We start from the raw sequence: 15,095 nt of genomic DNA, 5'->3' as shown, positions 1-15,095 counted from the left end.
ATCTTGCACTTATACATCTGCCACAACAAGCTCCATCCGGATTCTTCCCCATTTTTCTTCCTGAAATACAAAGCATTCCGGGGTTCTCTCCGCTTCCCGGAAGCCAAGCTTCCGGGAAAGACCTTCCGCCGCCATGTTTCCTTACGGGAACATGGGAACCAGCTCCAAGCCCTTTGTTTCCGGCAGCCCGAACATGAGATTCATATTCTGCACCGCCTGTCCTGCCGCGCCCTTCACCAGGTTATCCATAGCTCCCATCATGATGATGCGTCCGGTTCTTTCATCGATTTTAAAATTCACGTCCACATAGTTGCTGCCCTCCACCCATTTGGTCTCCGGGCATACATTCTTATCCAGAACGCGGACGAATTTTTCCTTGTCGTAGTATTTATCGTAAGCCGCCCGTACCTCTTCATAAGAAGGAAAGGCCCGGGTGCCGTCCGGCTGCAGCGTACTTTTCAGGGAAGCATAAGCCGTTATCAGGATGCCCCTGTTCATGGGAACCAGATGAGGTGTGAAATTTATCAGCATTTCCTCTCCTGCGGCCAGGGAAAGCTGCTCCTCGATCTCCGGCGTATGTCTGTGGTTTGCCACGCCATAGGCCTTGATATTCTCGTTGACCTCACAGTATAGGTTATCCACCTTGGCGCCCCTGCCGGCCCCTGAAGTACCGCTCTTGGCATCAATAATCACGGTGGACGGATCGATCAGTCCTTCCTTTAATAAAGGATAGATGGAAAGAGTGGAGCAGGTGGGATAACAGCCGGGATTTGCCACCAGGCGCGCATTTTTCACCGCCGCCCTGTTGATCTCACACAGCCCGTAGGCGGCTTCTTCTATGTACTGGGGAGCCTTATGCTCAATGCCGTACCATTTTTCATAGGTTGCCACATCCTTGATGCGGAAGTCCGCGCTCAAATCCACAATCTTTGCATTGGAAAGAATCTCTTCATTAATAAGGGACGCGCAGAAGCCCTGGGGTGTGGCGGTAAAAATCACATCCGCCTGCTTTGCCAGTTCTTCCATATTATCATCCAGACATACGGCATCCACTATCTGGAACATGTTTTTATAGACTTCATAGTACTTCTTGTCAATATAGCTGCGGGAGCCGTACCATACGATTTCCACATCAGGGTGGGCCGTCAGCAGTCTTACCAGCTCTCCTCCCGCATAACCTGTCGCTCCAATAATTCCTGCTTTTATCATTTTCCTTCCATTCCTTTCCCTTAACCGTTCAGTTTTCAGTTATCTCACAGATACTGTCAGAATCCGGCTGATATTTTCCGGTAAAACCAGTATAATCAGAATCCGCCCGAAACTCAACCTTTTCTGTCTATTCCATCCCGCATAGTCACGGGGGCATCCCCGGTTTTCGCATAATTATACGTCCATTTTGCATAATATGCAATAGTTTTTTAAAGTTTATGCATATTTTTCATAAAAACACTTAAAAATATGCATATTTTTTCACTTGCATTCTAAAAAGTTTTGTTGTATATTAATTCCAGAACAAATGAGCCGGCGGCCACAGGCCAGGGCTCCTGAAATTTCACATAATTAATAAGCATGCCGGTTTTTGCGGCAGGAAAGAGGAACATAATGAAAGAAAAAGTAATCCTTGCCTACTCAGGCGGACTTGACACCACAGCGATTATCCCGTGGCTGAAAGAAAACTTTGACTATGAAGTCATCTGCGTCTGCATCGACTGCGGACAGGCGGAAGAGCTGGACGGTCTTGAAGAAAGAGCAAAATTCTGCGGCGCTTCCAAGCTCTACGTTTTGGATGTTATCGACGAATTCTGTGATGAATACGTTATGCCCTGCGTAAAAGCACATGCGGTTTATGAAAACAAATATCTGCTGGGCACCTCCATGGCAAGGCCCCTGATTGCCAAGAAGCTGGTGGAAATCGCCCGTAAGGAAGGCGCTACCGCCATCTGCCACGGCGCTACCGGAAAAGGAAATGACCAGATCCGTTTTGAACTGGGCATCAAGGCACTCGCTCCCGACTTAAAGATCATCGCAGCCTGGAGAAATGAGAAGTGGACCATGGATTCCCGTGAATCCGAAATCGAATACTGCAAGGCGCACGGCATTGACCTTCCCTTCTCCGCAGACAGCAGCTACAGCCGTGACCGTAACCTGTGGCACATCAGCCATGAAGGACTGGAGCTGGAGGATCCGGCCAACGAGCCTAACTATGAGCATCTGCTCGTACTGGGAACCACTCCTGAAAAAGCGCCCGATGAACCCGAATATGTAACCATGACCTTTGAAAAAGGAACCCCCATCAGCATCAACGGTGAAAAAATGAAGGTTTCCGATATCATCCGCAAGCTGAACGAGCTGGGCGGCAAGCACGGCATCGGCATCGTGGATATCGTGGAAAACCGTGTGGTAGGCATGAAATCCCGCGGCGTTTACGAGACTCCCGGCGGAACCATCCTTTATGAAGCTCATCAGCAGCTGGAAGAGCTGATCCTGGATCGTGAAACCACCACCACGAAGCTTGATATGGGCAATAAATTCGCACAGATCGTGTATGAAGGAAAATGGTTTACCCCTCTGCGCGAGGCTGTCCAGGCTTTCATTGAAAGCACCCAGGAAAATGTAACCGGCGAAGTGAAATTCAAGCTCTACAAGGGAAATATCATCAAGGCAGGCACCACCTCCCCTTATTCCCTGTACAACGAATCCATCGCTTCCTTTACCACAGGTGACCTGTACGACCATCATGACGCAGAAGGCTTTATCAATCTGTTCGGCCTTTCCAGCAAGGTACGCGCCATGAAACAGCAGGAAATCGAAAAAAATAAATAAGGGATTTCCCATGAATGTTATTTTAATTCTTTTTCTTTATGTTATAATAGTGAATATAGTGGGTTTTGCCATGATGGGTATCGACAAACGGAAGGCAAAAAGAGGCGCGTTCCGTATCCCGGAGGCCAATCTTTTTCTCACCGCCCTGGTGGGCGGAAGCATCGGCTGTATCGCCGGGATGTATACCTTCCGTCATAAAACCAAGCATAAAAGCTTCGTTTTCGGCATGCCTGCCATACTGATTGTTCAGCTGGCAGTGATACTTTATCTTTTGTTTGCGGCACCAGTACATTTCACGCTTATGTAGCAAAAGAAATCCGCCCGTCTGGCAGAACAGTCAGACGGGCTTTTTGCTGTGCGGCCGCAAAATAAAGCATCACAGCGGTGCAAAACACCGGGCGGACACGCCATAAATCTGAACATACAAAGAGGAGGAAAAAGCAATGCATCTAGCGGTATGTGATGACAATATAGCGGACAGAAAACAAATGGAACGGCTTCTGGGGCGGGAATCGGACCGCAGGCTGAATACCACCGGGGTTCTTTATGTGGATTCCTTCGGCAACCGCAGCGCCATTTTGTCAACTCCCATGATCTATGACGGCCTGTTTATGGATATGGTTGAGGACGGCTGCAATGCGGCGGAAATCGCCTGGGAGCTGCGAAACGTCGGGAATACCCTCCCCATCGTTTTCTGCTGCTCCAAAATCAATTACAGGGAGGAAACGGACCTGCCTGACAACTGCTTTTTTATGGACAAGCCTATCCAGCCCGCAGAGCTGACCGAAGTCGTGGAGACCCTTCTCACCATCAAAAACAGCCAGGAAAAGCGGATGGAATTCCGTACGGATACGGAAGCCTTTTATCTGACGGAGGAAGAAATCATGTACGCCTATCCCGATGACCGTTATGTACGCATTCATCTGGCAAACGGCGGAAACAGGGAGTGTGTCGCCAACATGCTTAATTTCAGCGCCACCCTGGGCTTCGATATCGACTATTCCGCAAGGGGCACCACCAAGCTTGATCTGGGCTTCATCCGGGTAAGCGAATCCGGACTGCTGGCCATGATCGGCTGCAGCGCCGTCATCAACTTAAAGTATGTGGATAAGGTTTCCGCCTTCCACCTGACCATGACGGACGGGCACAAAATTAAAATTGCGCCTTCCAGTAAAAAGGCGCTTCGCCAGATGGCCGCGGAAATGAAGGAATGAAGGGAAAGCGGCTGAGTAAGGCTGCTGATCTATTTCTTTACAGTTACCATATCATAATATGTTTTACCGATCTAAAAACGGCTCCGCCTGCTGGCAGCGCCGTTTTTCCTTTTTTCATTTAATTTTTAAACAGCTCTTGCAACTACTGCAAAATCCATCCTAAACCGCCTTTGGCGATGGATTTTGGCACTTCTGCAGCATTTCCTTACGGTCAATTCCTGTGTGCCCGGAATACTCTTTCTGTCAGACTGCAATGATAATCCCGCCGTCATTGGCATACATGCTGCTGATTCCTGCAGTATCAAGGATTCTGGCTTCCGCGAACTTGGCCTTTGCCAGAATCATGTCACGCACGCTCTCGGCCTTTGCCAGATTGTTGCAGTGCGTAATCATAAGGCATTTTTTCTGCGGATTCGCTGTTTCCCTGGCCACAATATCCGCCATCTTCTGCAGCGCCTTCTTCAGCCCGATGGCCTGTCCCAGCTGAATGATCGTTCCTTCCTCCGTGGCTCCCATTACAGGCTTGATATTAAGTGTGGAAGCCACCAGGGCCTTCACGCCGGTAAGGCGGCCGTTCTTTCTGAGCGTTTCCAGGTTGTTCAGGACAAAATACGTATTCATTTCATCCCGGAACGCTTCCAGCTGCTGAACGATTTCCTCAAACGCCAGACCTTTTTCCTCCAGTTCCATTGCCTTCAGTGCAATCTGCGCCTCGCCGCCGGAAGCTGATTTGGAATCCACCACATGAATTTTCTTATCATGGTGCTTTTCCTCGTAAAGATTCTTTCCCAGCACCGCGCTGTTATGGCTTCCGCTCAGGTTCGCAGACAGCGTGACAACGTAGATGTGCTCCGCATCACAGTCAAAGCTCTGTTTATATCTATCCGGTGAAGGGCAGGAGGAACGGGGGCACTCAGGGCACTCCGCCACTCTTCTCAGAAATTCTGCCTGATTAAAGGTCTCATCATCCTGTATCCGCCAGTCCCCTACTTCAATCCCCAGAGGCACAATCTCAAAACGGGGATCTTTTTTCAGTTCATCCGGCAATTCACAACAACTGTCCACTACAATTTTATAACTCATTGATACCTCCGATTATTCACTACAATTACACGTAGTTTTCATTACCACTTATAATAACACCCGCCTACATATATTGTAAAGAGAATTTCCAAAAGTTATGTATTTTTTCATCGCATTTTATTGGGGAATGTGATCCGGAAGGCTTTGAAGTTTGCTCCGGGGGATTTTCCCGCCCTGTCCCAGCCGTCCGGGGTGCGGGGGAGGTGTCTGTTCTGAGCGGTCAGACGTAAAAATTGGATATTTCTAACAGTATATTTTTCCCCTTCTGCTGTTAACGCGGCTGAACTCCTCACGCACGACTTCGTCTGTGCGTTCGTCAGACAAGCCGCTAGGGGCAACAGCAGAAGGGGAAAAATATGCTGTAAGAAATATCTCAATTTTTTCGTGATTCCCTTTCAGAACAGACACCTCCCCCGCACCCCGGACGGCTGGGACAGGGCGGGAAAATCCCCCGGAGCAAAACGTAAAGGTTCTGGAGGACAATGCGCCTTATAATGGATAAAAGATGGAAGGCGAAAGGTGGTTGGCTGGTTTTGAATGGATTTCATTGAAAAATAAGAGAGACAGGTGGGTTGATAGACAGGGAAAAAGCGGGTGGGGAAAATGGTTGCTGTTGGGGGGAGTTTTCATTATAATAGAGGGGAATGGGGCCGGCGTGGGCGGGCTGAGGGCGGAAGCAGGATGGAGAGAGATTATGATTGCATTGCAGGTGAAAGAAGTTAAGAGTTTTATGGGGAAGCTTTTGGGGTCGTCTTGTTTTGATTCTTTTTTGTTGGAGGAAGCCACGATTTCCACGTATAATACGTTCCATATTGACGGGCATATGAACCGGGATTTTTTCAGCAGTGAGGAGTGGGATGATCCTGAGTTGCGGGCTGATGATTTTTCTGCGTGGAAAAATGTGCGGCCGTTGTGTTTTGATTTGATTAAGGGGAAGAAAACGCCGTCGGGGTTTAAGTTTATTCTGCATCTGATGCCTCGTTTTATTCCGGGGATCCTGAAGGCGGGGGAAACGGATATTATGGCGGATCAGGTGAAGGCTTTGGTTCTGACGTGTAAGTATGACGGGAGCGGGCTTACTGTGGTGACGGGTACCGCTTTTCATACTTTTATTATGGATAAGAGTGTGGATGTCCTGTGGGACAGGACAGTGAGGACATTTCTGACGAAAAAGGGGATCGGTTTTGATGAACTCTGATTTGCGGGGCTGCGGATGCAGGAATAAGGAGGGGCGCGGCGGGAAGCCGTGCGGGGAGGTTCCCAGGCTGACTTTAAAGGGGGAGGAATGTGGTTTCCAGCATCAGTTCAGTGTGCGGGAGACTTATCCGTTTCATACGCATACTTTTTATGAGTTCTTTCTTATTAATAAGGGGAAGGGGATTCACAGGATCAATGGTTCCTCCGTGCTGCTTTCGGAGGGGTCTTTTGTTTTCGTGAGGCCTTCCGACAGGCATGGGTATGATTTTTTGAATCAGTATGATCTGGAGCTGATTAATATTTCTTTCCTTCCGTCTATTTTTGAAAAGATATGCGGGCTTCTTGGATGTGCGCCGTCTTTTTTTACAGATTCCCCTTTGTGTCTTCAGACGGAGCTGGCTGAGTCGGTTTTGTCTGATATCCGGGAAAAAATGCTTCATGTGGGCGGTTTGGAGCCTGGTGCGGCGCGGCGTTTGTATTTGAATGCCGTACTGCCTTATTTTTTGTATCATTTTTGTCCGGGGCCGGCCCTGCAGGAGGTGGATCCGCTGCCGGGATGGCTTTCTTCGCTGATACGGCGGATGGAGGAGCCTGAAAATTTCATTGAGGGGCTTCCCCGGCTGATTTCCCTGGCGAATGTTTCCCAGGAGTATTTGAACCGTTCTTTCCGCAGGTATCTGCATATGTCCCCTACGGAATTCATTAATATGAGGCGGATGGATTTTGCAGCTTCCCTGATTCTGGAAAACCGGATGGAAATTATTGATATCTGCCAGGAGTGCGGGTTCAGGAACCTGAGTTATTTTTACCGGGTTTTCCAGCGGCAGTATGGGTGTGCGCCGGGAGAATTCCTGCGGAAGAACAGGCCGGGCAGGGGATAGGAAAGGCAGTAACTGTTAAGGGGGGAACGGAGTTACTATACGAAGGTAAAAAAGTAACAGGGGGCCGCAGCTCCCTGTTTTCTTTATAAAAATATTTTGGAAAAAAATTTTGCAGTTGGTTCCCATAATCCGATAAGTGAAACGGACGGGCGTTTAACAGGTGTTAACGGATATTATAAACGCTGCGTATTTTCAGGCCGTCCGGGCTGCCTTTCAGGATTTTTACCTTTCTTTCTCCGGCGTCCATGTCGAAGTAGTTGTCTTCAAGGAGCATGTCATCGGCTTCGTTTATAATTTCCACGCCTCTTGCATAGGCCTGTGCCCTGACGGTGAGTTCATCGCCGGAAACAGTAACCGTAAGGCCGGGATCTGCGAAGCGGTAGTGCTTGGGCGCACAGAAGATGACGGCTCCGCCGGAAACGCGTTCTTCTCCCCGGAAGCAGGTATAGCTTACATAATCGCCGTAGGCGTCAGCATCCATACAATCTGTTTTTTCAAGCCAGAGGCTGGATAACGGGGATACGGTTACTTCTTCGCTGCCAGAGCGCAGGATTTCGGATCGGTTGTTTCTAAGCGACCACTCCACGCGCAGCTGCTGTTCCTGCATGGTTTCGTTTGCCACGCACAGATGGATTGATTTTTTTACCTTGTAAGGCTCTGCATTGGGGTTGGTGTCCTGGGTGAGGATGCCTTCCTCGGCGCAGGAAAGCATCACAGGGGCGAAGAAACGCTTCGCATAGTAGTGCAGCGCCTTCCATCTGCCGCAGTAGTCAATGGAGGACCAGCTGGCTACCGGCCAGCAGTCATTAAGCTGCCAGATCACGGTTCCCATGCATCTGCCGCGGTTTCTGCGGAAGTGCTCCACTCCGTAGCGGATGGCTTCCGCCTGAAGAAGCTGGGAGGCATAAAGGGTGGTGTCAAAATCATTAGGGTACAGGAAAGTCTGTTCCATGTAGTTCATAATTTTCCCATTTGCCGTTTTGTTGCGCTGATGTTTTTCCATAACATAGGAAAAAATATTCCGGTCCTCCGGCTCGGTAAAGGTTTCCACCGTTTTTAAGGAGGGGAAGGACTGGAAGCCGAATTCGGAGACATAGCGGAAGTAGAATTTCCGATATTCCGTGATTGGCTTGTTCCCATGCCATACGTCCCAGTAGTGTACATCCCCCCGGTTTTCATCGTTGGGATCGTCGAAAGCGCCGCCTGAGGAGGGGCTTGCAGGCCAGTAAAAGGTATTGGGATCGTATTCCTTCAGCACCTTGGGAATGATGTATTCGTACATTTTAACGTAATCGCTCTTCTCCTTCGGTCTGGATACCCAGTTGCCCTGCGCCACGAACATTTCCATTTCATTGTTGCCGCACCACAGCCCCAGGGATGCATGGTGGCGGATCCGCTTGATATTGTCGATGAATTCAGCAGTGATGGTTTCCTCAAACTCTTCCGTCAGATCATAGACCGCGCAGGCGAACATGAAGTCCTCCCACACCACCAGGCCCAGCTCGTCGCAGGCGTCCCAGAAGCTGTCATAGGGATAATTCCCGCCGCCCCAGACGCGGATGCAGTTGAAATTAGCATCCTTTGCCTGCTTCAGCAGCGAGTAGGTTCGTTCCGGAGTCACCCTTGACAGGATATTATCCTCCGGTATGTAGTCCGCGCCCATGGCAAAAATACGCACGCCGTTCACTTCATGAGCAAACTGCTCGCCGTATTCATCCTTTTCCCGATGCACGCCCATCGTACGCAGGCCGATGCGGCCGCTCCAGATATCCAGCACGTTTCCATCCTTTAAAAGCTCCGCTTCCACCAGATACAGGGGCTGTTCGCCATAGCCATTGGGCCACCAGAGGCGGGGATTTTCAATCACGGCTTCTTCCGGGCAGGTTTCCGTAAGGATAACCCTGCCGTCGGGGTCGGTCACCTTCACGCGCCAGGACAGGCCTTCCAGCTCTTCCTCATCCCTTCCGAAACGGCAGATATTTTTTCTGCCTGCTTTCTGCACGTCCACACGAAGCTGTAAGGCCACGCGGCCTGGCTCGTGCTTCTGGGTGATGTAAACGCCGTCCAGTCTGGCATGGTCAAAGGCGAGCAGCTTTACCGGACGCCAAATGCCTGCATCAGGAAGGCGGGGACCCCAGTCCCAGCCGAACATACAGTGAGCTTTCCTTAAATAGGGAAAGCCCTGCATGGCGTCTGAGCTGCCTTCCATTGGCCTTTCCCCATAAGCCTCCCTGATAAAACGGGTCGGGGAATACAGCACCACCTTCAGCTCATTTCCGCAGTCACGCAACAGGCTTTTCACCGGGAATTCCCAGATTCGGTGCATATTCCGGACACTCCCCAGCAGCGTTCCGTTCAGGCTGATATCCGCGATGGTATCAATCCCGTCAAAATGCAGTAAAACCTCTTCCCTCCCCCTGATTTCCTCCGGCGCGTCAAAATATGTGACATAGGTAAAATCATTATCCATGATTTTAAGAGCCTTCAGCTCATTGTCCCTGTAATAGGGATCCTCCATCCTGCCGTTGTCCAGCAGATCCTGGTAAACGCTTCCCGGTACGGCGGCGGGCAGAAACTCCTCCGTATTGTTGATGCACATCTGCCAGTTGTCATGCAGCATTTGTATCCGCATCCCAAATCCTCCTTGTTTTTCCGAAGGAAAAATGCGAGCCTCTGCGAGCAGAGGATTTTCCTCCGTATTAAAAAAATCTCGTATGTAATCAAGTTATCACTTCTGCCCTGTCTTTTCTTCTTTTTTGTTGACCGATTATTGTACTATATTGACCTGATATAGCTGTCGGTTACAAGCCGGCATCAACACCCCAGATTCCTGTCAATTACCGTGCCATCCATGGCATTGATGGTAAACCAGCTGTCGTAGGGGCCGCCTGTTACTTCCGTTGTTCCGTCCTCTCTTTCCACGGTCTGGCTGCCGAAGAAATCCCACACCGGCACCATGGTTCCTTCCATTACGTTTCCTTTTTCCATCACGCGCATATAACCCAGGCGGATTTCATCTATGGCAAAGTTCACCTTCATGTTGTTTTCCGTATAGAATGCATATTTTTTCTGGAACATTTCCTTAAAAATTTTCTGGATTTCATCAAAGGGCATCAAGAATACGTATTCATCGGACTTATCGGTCACCGTATACGGATCCCACCACTGGAAATCAACCAGGCCCGCATCATTGTAGATCATATAAAGCTTTTCATAAGGCCAGGACGACCAGTTTCCTTCCGAGGTGCTGCCGTCGGTGTGGGTATAGGTTACAGGAATACCGTCTATCACTCTTGTAAAATAAACGCCGTAACCGTTATCCGCAGCCACCATTTTTCCCTCTTCATCCTCTGTAAAGGTTGAAAAATATTCTCCTCCGCAGGACATAAACTCATCAAAGCCCATATCTGCAGCTGCTTGTTCCGCTTTACTGATGATATCCTCCGGTGGTGCGTTCAGGGATGTGCCGGCTGCCGGAGCGTCACCCACCGGCATATAGTTTCCTCCATTTTCCAGATAGGAAACCATGAAACTGATCCAGCGCCAATCGGGAGTCAGATCATTGCCAAGGCTTACAACATAATCTTTTCCGTCCGCGGTAACATTGCCCATCAGCCAGTTTTTTTCAGGGGTCCCATTTGCCGCGGCGTCCGGATCGTACTGTACCTTTGCTTCAATTTCCCTTGTGCCCACCGTATCAGGCGCATACTTCAGCATTTCCTCAAAGTTTTTTATTGCTTCCCCGTAGCCTCTTTCGTCCCCGTATTCATCCACATAGGTTGCGCCCGTGGCTTCCAGCCTCTTCAGCTCCTCTATCCGCTGCTCAATTCCGCTTTTGTAAAGCCATGGGCCGGATCGTCTTCCTCCACCGCGCGCTCCCACAGTGCCCCGCCGCCCAGCAGCACACTGTTAACCGCATCATAATCCTCCTGGGTAAAAGTGCGGGAAGCCACGGTTTTCAGCCGGAAGCCCTCCGCCGCGGGAACCGTGACGGACGCGTCCACCGATACCGACAGCTGCCCCGCTGTATCTGAAAACTCCAGGGCAAAACGGCTGGGCGCCTGCACCTGCTCTGCGATGCTGCCCTCTGCCGCGGCCTGCGGCACCTGTGTACTTTCCTCCTTCGGTTTTACCAAATCCTCCTCAGGCTCAGAGGTTCCCTGTAACGCGGGGCAGATCTCCGGGCGGTACTCCCCTGATCGGTGACGCTGATTTCATTTCCGGCAGCCTCCAGACGGATGGCATCACCCTCTTTTCCGGCTTTCACAGCGTTATCTATCAGATTAATAAGAAGACTTTCAAAAAGATCCCTGTCCAGCCTGCGCATCTGGCCGTCCGACCGGGTTTCCAGCGTCATCCCGCACTCCTCCAGGTGATATTCTTCCAAATCCGCCACCCGGGAAAACAGGTCCTCCACCTCCGTCTCCTCCAGCCTGATACTATCGTTATCATACAGACCGATCAGGTTCATCAGCTTGCCGGACAGACGCTCCAGCCTCCTGCACTCATCATGAATACGATACAGCGCCTGTTCCCGCCGCTCCTCGCTCAGCTTCACATGCAGCAGGGTATCGGAATAACCGATGATTGATGTCATAGGCGTTTTCAACTCATGGGTCAGGCTTCCAAGCAGCATCCCGCGCTGCGCCGAAACCTTTTCCTTTTCCAGCTCCCTCACCTGCTCCTCAATCCGGTCCGCCATACGGTTAAAGGAAGCCGCCATGGCGCCGATTTCATCCTTTGAACCAGCCTGCGCCCGCTGCCCGAGCCTTCCCTCGCTGATATCCGCAGCCGCCTGCTGCAGCTTACGCAGCGGCTTCAGCAGCCTGCCCGTTATGAGAAAAATAATCAGCACCGATAAGACTACCGCCGCAAAATAAATCTCCGCAAACAGCCAGGCCTGTTTTTCCATATCCGCATAAAGCTCCGTAATGTCCTGCACCAGGACAAGCCGGTAGTCCGAAAGGGAATCCGCGGGCAGTTTTTTCCCAAGAATCAGCAGATGCTGCTCCCCCACCTGCCGGATATCCGCGGAAGCCTCCGTTCCCGCCCAGCGCTCCTCCCGCGGATTTACCAAATCAAAAGCCGTGAGATTGCAGACTACCTCCCCGTCCTTAATCAATATGTATTTTGAAGCGCCGTATTTTTTTTAAATATAATTATAAAATGAGCTTCTGGTTGCCTCCGTGTAGCCCTCAAGCTCGCTGTCACTGATTTCCTTCCCCAGCGCATAGGCGGTGGCGTGAAGCTGCTGCTCATAATTTTCCACCGTTTTTGTCTCATTATACTGTACGGTGCGGTGAACCACAATTCCCCCTGTGACGCCGGTCGTCACAGATTCAAGAGCTGCTCCCTGGAAAAAGCCACATTTTTATTGGCCGCCAGGAGCACCAGCACCTCATACTCCATCGGCTTGAGGGCCACCGGAATTCCCGCCTTCATGACCTGATGCTCCTTCCTGTCAATCCTCACGTCGCGGATTTCAATGATTTCCTTCCCCCTGCCTGTCCGTTCCAGCACCTTTTCCATACGCACCAGCAGCTCCAGCACCCCCAGAAAAAAAGCACCAAAATGTAAACATACTGCACAGCCCGGAAAGGAACCGCCCTTCCGAGAGGCCACCTTCTCCTATCGGAGGTTCACACCCCATTATTTTTTCATTTTGGGTTTGAAAATAAGGGAGGCAATGTAGCCGAAGATAAGCGCGGCGGCGGTCCCTACGGCGCCCGCCTTGAAGCCGCCGGAAAACAGGCCGAGAAAGCCCTGGCTATCTACTCCTTCCTTGACCCCCTTCATCAGGGTATTGCCAAAGCCCAGCAAGGGAACGCTGGCGCCGGCGCCGGCAAATTCCTGGAAGGGTTCGTACAGGCCTATGGCGCTGAGCACGGCCCCTGTACATACAAGAAGAACCATGATACGGCCGGGCATGAGCTTTGTTTTTTCCATGAGTATCTGGACGAGGGCGCAGATAAGGCCTCCCACCCAGAATGCATTAATATAATCCATTTTAATAATCCTCCTACTGGTTTTGCGGAGCAAATGCGAGTCCTCTGACGCGCGTGTACAAATCTTTTATTCCCGCGAGCAACGAGCCAAGTATCCATGCTTGCATGGATATTTGGCGACTGCCGCGAGGGTCAAATACCCCGCTGCTCTGCAGCGCTGCAAGTTTGATACCCCGTTGCTTGCAGCGGGGTCTTTGATTGCGGAAGCGGGGCTTTCTGTGATTTGCGTTCAAATAGTTTTTTCTACGCTGTAGTATGAGGAGTTTTGCGTTAAAATATTCTTTTTGGCAAAAGAAAAAGAAGCAGCGCGGGAAATTGATATTAACCGTTCCGCTTCATTTAACACAGGCTTCGTACAGGCCGGAAAATCATCCGGCCTGTACGAAGCCTGTGTTAAATAATTTAATATAAAATTCCGTCGTAATATTTCAAAAGAAGGGTAACCACGCGGCTGTAGCTTTTCATGCCGTCCTCCACTCCGTTGATTTTCAGCGTGGCTTCAGTGAACTGATTGGAGGCTTTTTTTACGGTTGCAGTCTGGATCACGGCCTTTTCTTCCACCTTTTCCCATGCTTCGGCAGTGAGGAACAGGTCGTCGCTGTAAACGCTTTTCGCTATTTCCGGATGTCCAAAGTACTTGGATGCCTTATGGTTAATGGAATCACGGAACTCATTTTCCACATAGTTAAGTACGCTCATGTAGCCGCTGTACTGAAAGAAGATGTCATCGGAGTTAATACAGGCCAGAAAGCCGATAAAATTGGCTTCGTCCTCGTAAATGAAGCCCTTCAAATGGGCAAGTTCATGGCAGATAGTGGCCGGCTTGTTCACGATGTACATGCGTTTATTATAGTTGGCTTCCATTGAAAACGGGAAGTAGTAGCCCATCATATGTTCCTGGCTGAGGAAATCAGAGGAATGGATGGTCTTGGCCCTCGGATAATAGCCGGACAGCTGGTCGTACTCCTTTCCAAGCTCCTGCATGGCGGTAATCGCGCCTGCGGTAATTTCGTCATTATATACAAGATAGCCGGTATCGTCCCGTTCCATCTCAACAGTCAGTTCATTCAGCTTTTCCACAATATGATCTCTTACAAGGGCAAGCTCCTTGTCAGTATAACCCCGCTCTGTTTTTTCGGGCATATATTTTTCATCAATGGGAGAAGCATGGTAAAGAAGAAAGCAGTTGCACGTCATAATCCAGAAAACCGCAAGCAAAATCCAGGCAAAAGCCGTATAGAAACCTTTGCACACCCGTTTCAGCCATTCCCTTCTCACAAAAATCCTGACAGCCGCCAGAAGCACCGCTTCCAGCAGAAGCAGCAGACCAAAGGCTATCATCCACTCTCCCACGGAAAAAGGAAAGACAGACATCAGTCTGCCATAGGTATTAATGGATACCGGAAATATAAACCGGATATGCCAGTCACAAAACGCCGTGCAGTTCCATGCCAGAATATTGATTACAACGATTGCCGCAAACAATGCAAACCATATTTTCTTCTTCAAAAATCTCATCCCCCGCTCACCTGGCTTGCCGGCAAATCAAATATCTTTCCCGGCCCGTCAGGCTGTTTTTTCCCCTATTTATACTATACCTGCGGGGCGGTTTCAAAACAAGGGAATCACAGAAATGCTAGAAAGAGTTAACAGTCTATTAACAAATCTGTAATGGAAAATTTACGTAACCAAATCACATTGGAGACTAAACAGTTACAAATTTACGGTAAAAAGGGGGTAAAAAACTTGACAAAACAGATTGTATATGTTCCTGCGTATTGACAAAATAAGAAAAACTCATAATTTGCAATGAGTTTATCAATATCTTCTCCCCATTCTGCATAGCCTGCCCCAAAGCAGCAATACTGCCACATGGGAATTAGAACCATAGA

The 15,095-nt window shown here is 49.9% G+C and carries 14 protein-coding genes and 1 pseudogene; 5 read left to right on the top strand and 10 right to left on the bottom strand.

Features of this window, described 5'->3' with window-relative positions:
- Nucleotides 1–9 precede the first annotated feature (9 nt).
- Both FYJ45_RS31440 and argC read right to left on the bottom strand, forming a co-directional pair.
- The gene (locus FYJ45_RS31440) at nt 10–135 is read right to left on the bottom strand and encodes a hypothetical protein (RefSeq protein ID WP_268890937.1); all 126 of its coding nucleotides are present in this window, start codon (nt 133–135) and stop codon (nt 10–12) included.
- 6 nt (nt 136–141) lie between these two features.
- Nucleotides 142–1,209 (bottom strand): N-acetyl-gamma-glutamyl-phosphate reductase, encoded by a 1,068-nt coding sequence (argC, locus tag FYJ45_RS12545; RefSeq protein ID WP_154464858.1) that lies wholly within the window; start codon nt 1,207–1,209, stop codon nt 142–144.
- 393 nt (nt 1,210–1,602) lie between these two features.
- Here argC and FYJ45_RS12540 point away from each other — a divergent pair, with 393 nt between their 5' ends.
- The 3 genes from FYJ45_RS12540 (at nt 1,603) to FYJ45_RS12530 (ending at nt 4,037) form a co-directional block, all read left to right on the top strand.
- Complete coding sequence (locus FYJ45_RS12540; protein WP_154464857.1) at nt 1,603–2,823, top strand: argininosuccinate synthase; 1,221 nt, start codon at nt 1,603–1,605, stop codon at nt 2,821–2,823.
- Between the two features lie 10 nt (nt 2,824–2,833).
- Nucleotides 2,834–3,130, top strand: coding sequence for a DUF1294 domain-containing protein (locus FYJ45_RS12535; RefSeq protein WP_021638128.1), 297 nt, complete (start codon nt 2,834–2,836; stop codon nt 3,128–3,130).
- A 136-nt stretch (nt 3,131–3,266) separates the two neighbouring features.
- Nucleotides 3,267–4,037 carry a LytR/AlgR family response regulator transcription factor gene (locus FYJ45_RS12530; RefSeq protein WP_154464856.1) on the top strand — a complete coding sequence of 257 codons (771 nt, stop codon included), beginning with the start codon at nt 3,267–3,269 and terminating at the stop codon, nt 4,035–4,037.
- Nucleotides 4,038–4,280: 243 nt separating this feature from the next.
- Here the strand turns inward: FYJ45_RS12530 and FYJ45_RS12525 are convergent, their stop codons facing one another.
- Complete coding sequence (locus FYJ45_RS12525) at nt 4,281–5,120, bottom strand: DegV family protein (RefSeq protein ID WP_021638133.1); 840 nt, start codon at nt 5,118–5,120, stop codon at nt 4,281–4,283.
- Between the two features lie 523 nt (nt 5,121–5,643).
- On the opposite strand from FYJ45_RS12525, the gene FYJ45_RS12520 reads away from it, so the two are divergent.
- Both FYJ45_RS12520 and FYJ45_RS12515 read left to right on the top strand, forming a co-directional pair.
- Nucleotides 5,644–6,318, top strand: a complete 675-nt coding sequence (locus FYJ45_RS12520) for a DUF5721 family protein (protein WP_154464855.1) — start codon at nt 5,644–5,646, stop codon at nt 6,316–6,318.
- Nucleotides 6,308–7,198, top strand: coding sequence for a helix-turn-helix transcriptional regulator (locus FYJ45_RS12515; RefSeq protein WP_154464854.1), 891 nt, complete (start codon nt 6,308–6,310; stop codon nt 7,196–7,198). Before FYJ45_RS12520 ends, FYJ45_RS12515 begins: the two co-directional genes overlap by 11 nt.
- A gap of 163 nt (nt 7,199–7,361) precedes the next feature.
- Here the strand turns inward: FYJ45_RS12515 and FYJ45_RS12510 are convergent, their stop codons facing one another.
- The 7 genes and pseudogenes from FYJ45_RS12510 to FYJ45_RS12475 form a co-directional block, all read right to left on the bottom strand.
- A complete protein-coding gene (locus FYJ45_RS12510; RefSeq protein WP_154464853.1) occupies nt 7,362–9,830 on the bottom strand; it encodes a beta-mannosidase in 2,469 nt (822 codons plus the stop codon).
- A 182-nt stretch (nt 9,831–10,012) separates the two neighbouring features.
- A pseudogene (locus tag FYJ45_RS12505) lies at nt 10,013–11,304 on the bottom strand (DUF6034 family protein).
- A 23-nt stretch (nt 11,305–11,327) separates the two neighbouring features.
- Nucleotides 11,328–12,320 (bottom strand): sensor histidine kinase, encoded by a 993-nt coding sequence (locus tag FYJ45_RS12495; RefSeq protein ID WP_154464850.1) that lies wholly within the window; start codon nt 12,318–12,320, stop codon nt 11,328–11,330.
- Between the two features lie 27 nt (nt 12,321–12,347).
- A complete protein-coding gene (locus FYJ45_RS12490; RefSeq protein ID WP_154464849.1) occupies nt 12,348–12,533 on the bottom strand; it encodes a hypothetical protein in 186 nt (61 codons plus the stop codon).
- A complete protein-coding gene (locus tag FYJ45_RS12485) occupies nt 12,530–12,820 on the bottom strand; it encodes a response regulator transcription factor (protein WP_195841798.1) in 291 nt (96 codons plus the stop codon). Before FYJ45_RS12485 ends, FYJ45_RS12490 begins: the two co-directional genes overlap by 4 nt.
- Nucleotides 12,821–12,847: 27 nt before the next feature.
- Nucleotides 12,848–13,204: a SpoVA/SpoVAEb family sporulation membrane protein gene (locus FYJ45_RS12480; protein WP_021635186.1), complete on the bottom strand. Its 357-nt coding sequence runs from the start codon at nt 13,202–13,204 to the stop codon at nt 12,848–12,850.
- A gap of 401 nt (nt 13,205–13,605) precedes the next feature.
- Nucleotides 13,606–14,721: a DUF3810 domain-containing protein gene (locus tag FYJ45_RS12475; protein WP_235930783.1), complete on the bottom strand. Its 1,116-nt coding sequence runs from the start codon at nt 14,719–14,721 to the stop codon at nt 13,606–13,608.
- Between the last annotated feature and the right edge of the window lie 374 nt (nt 14,722–15,095).

Source organism: Eisenbergiella porci, from assembly GCF_009696275.1.
Lineage (GTDB): Bacteria > Bacillota > Clostridia > Lachnospirales > Lachnospiraceae > Eisenbergiella > Eisenbergiella porci.
This window is presented reverse-complemented; position numbering and strand designations above follow the sequence as displayed.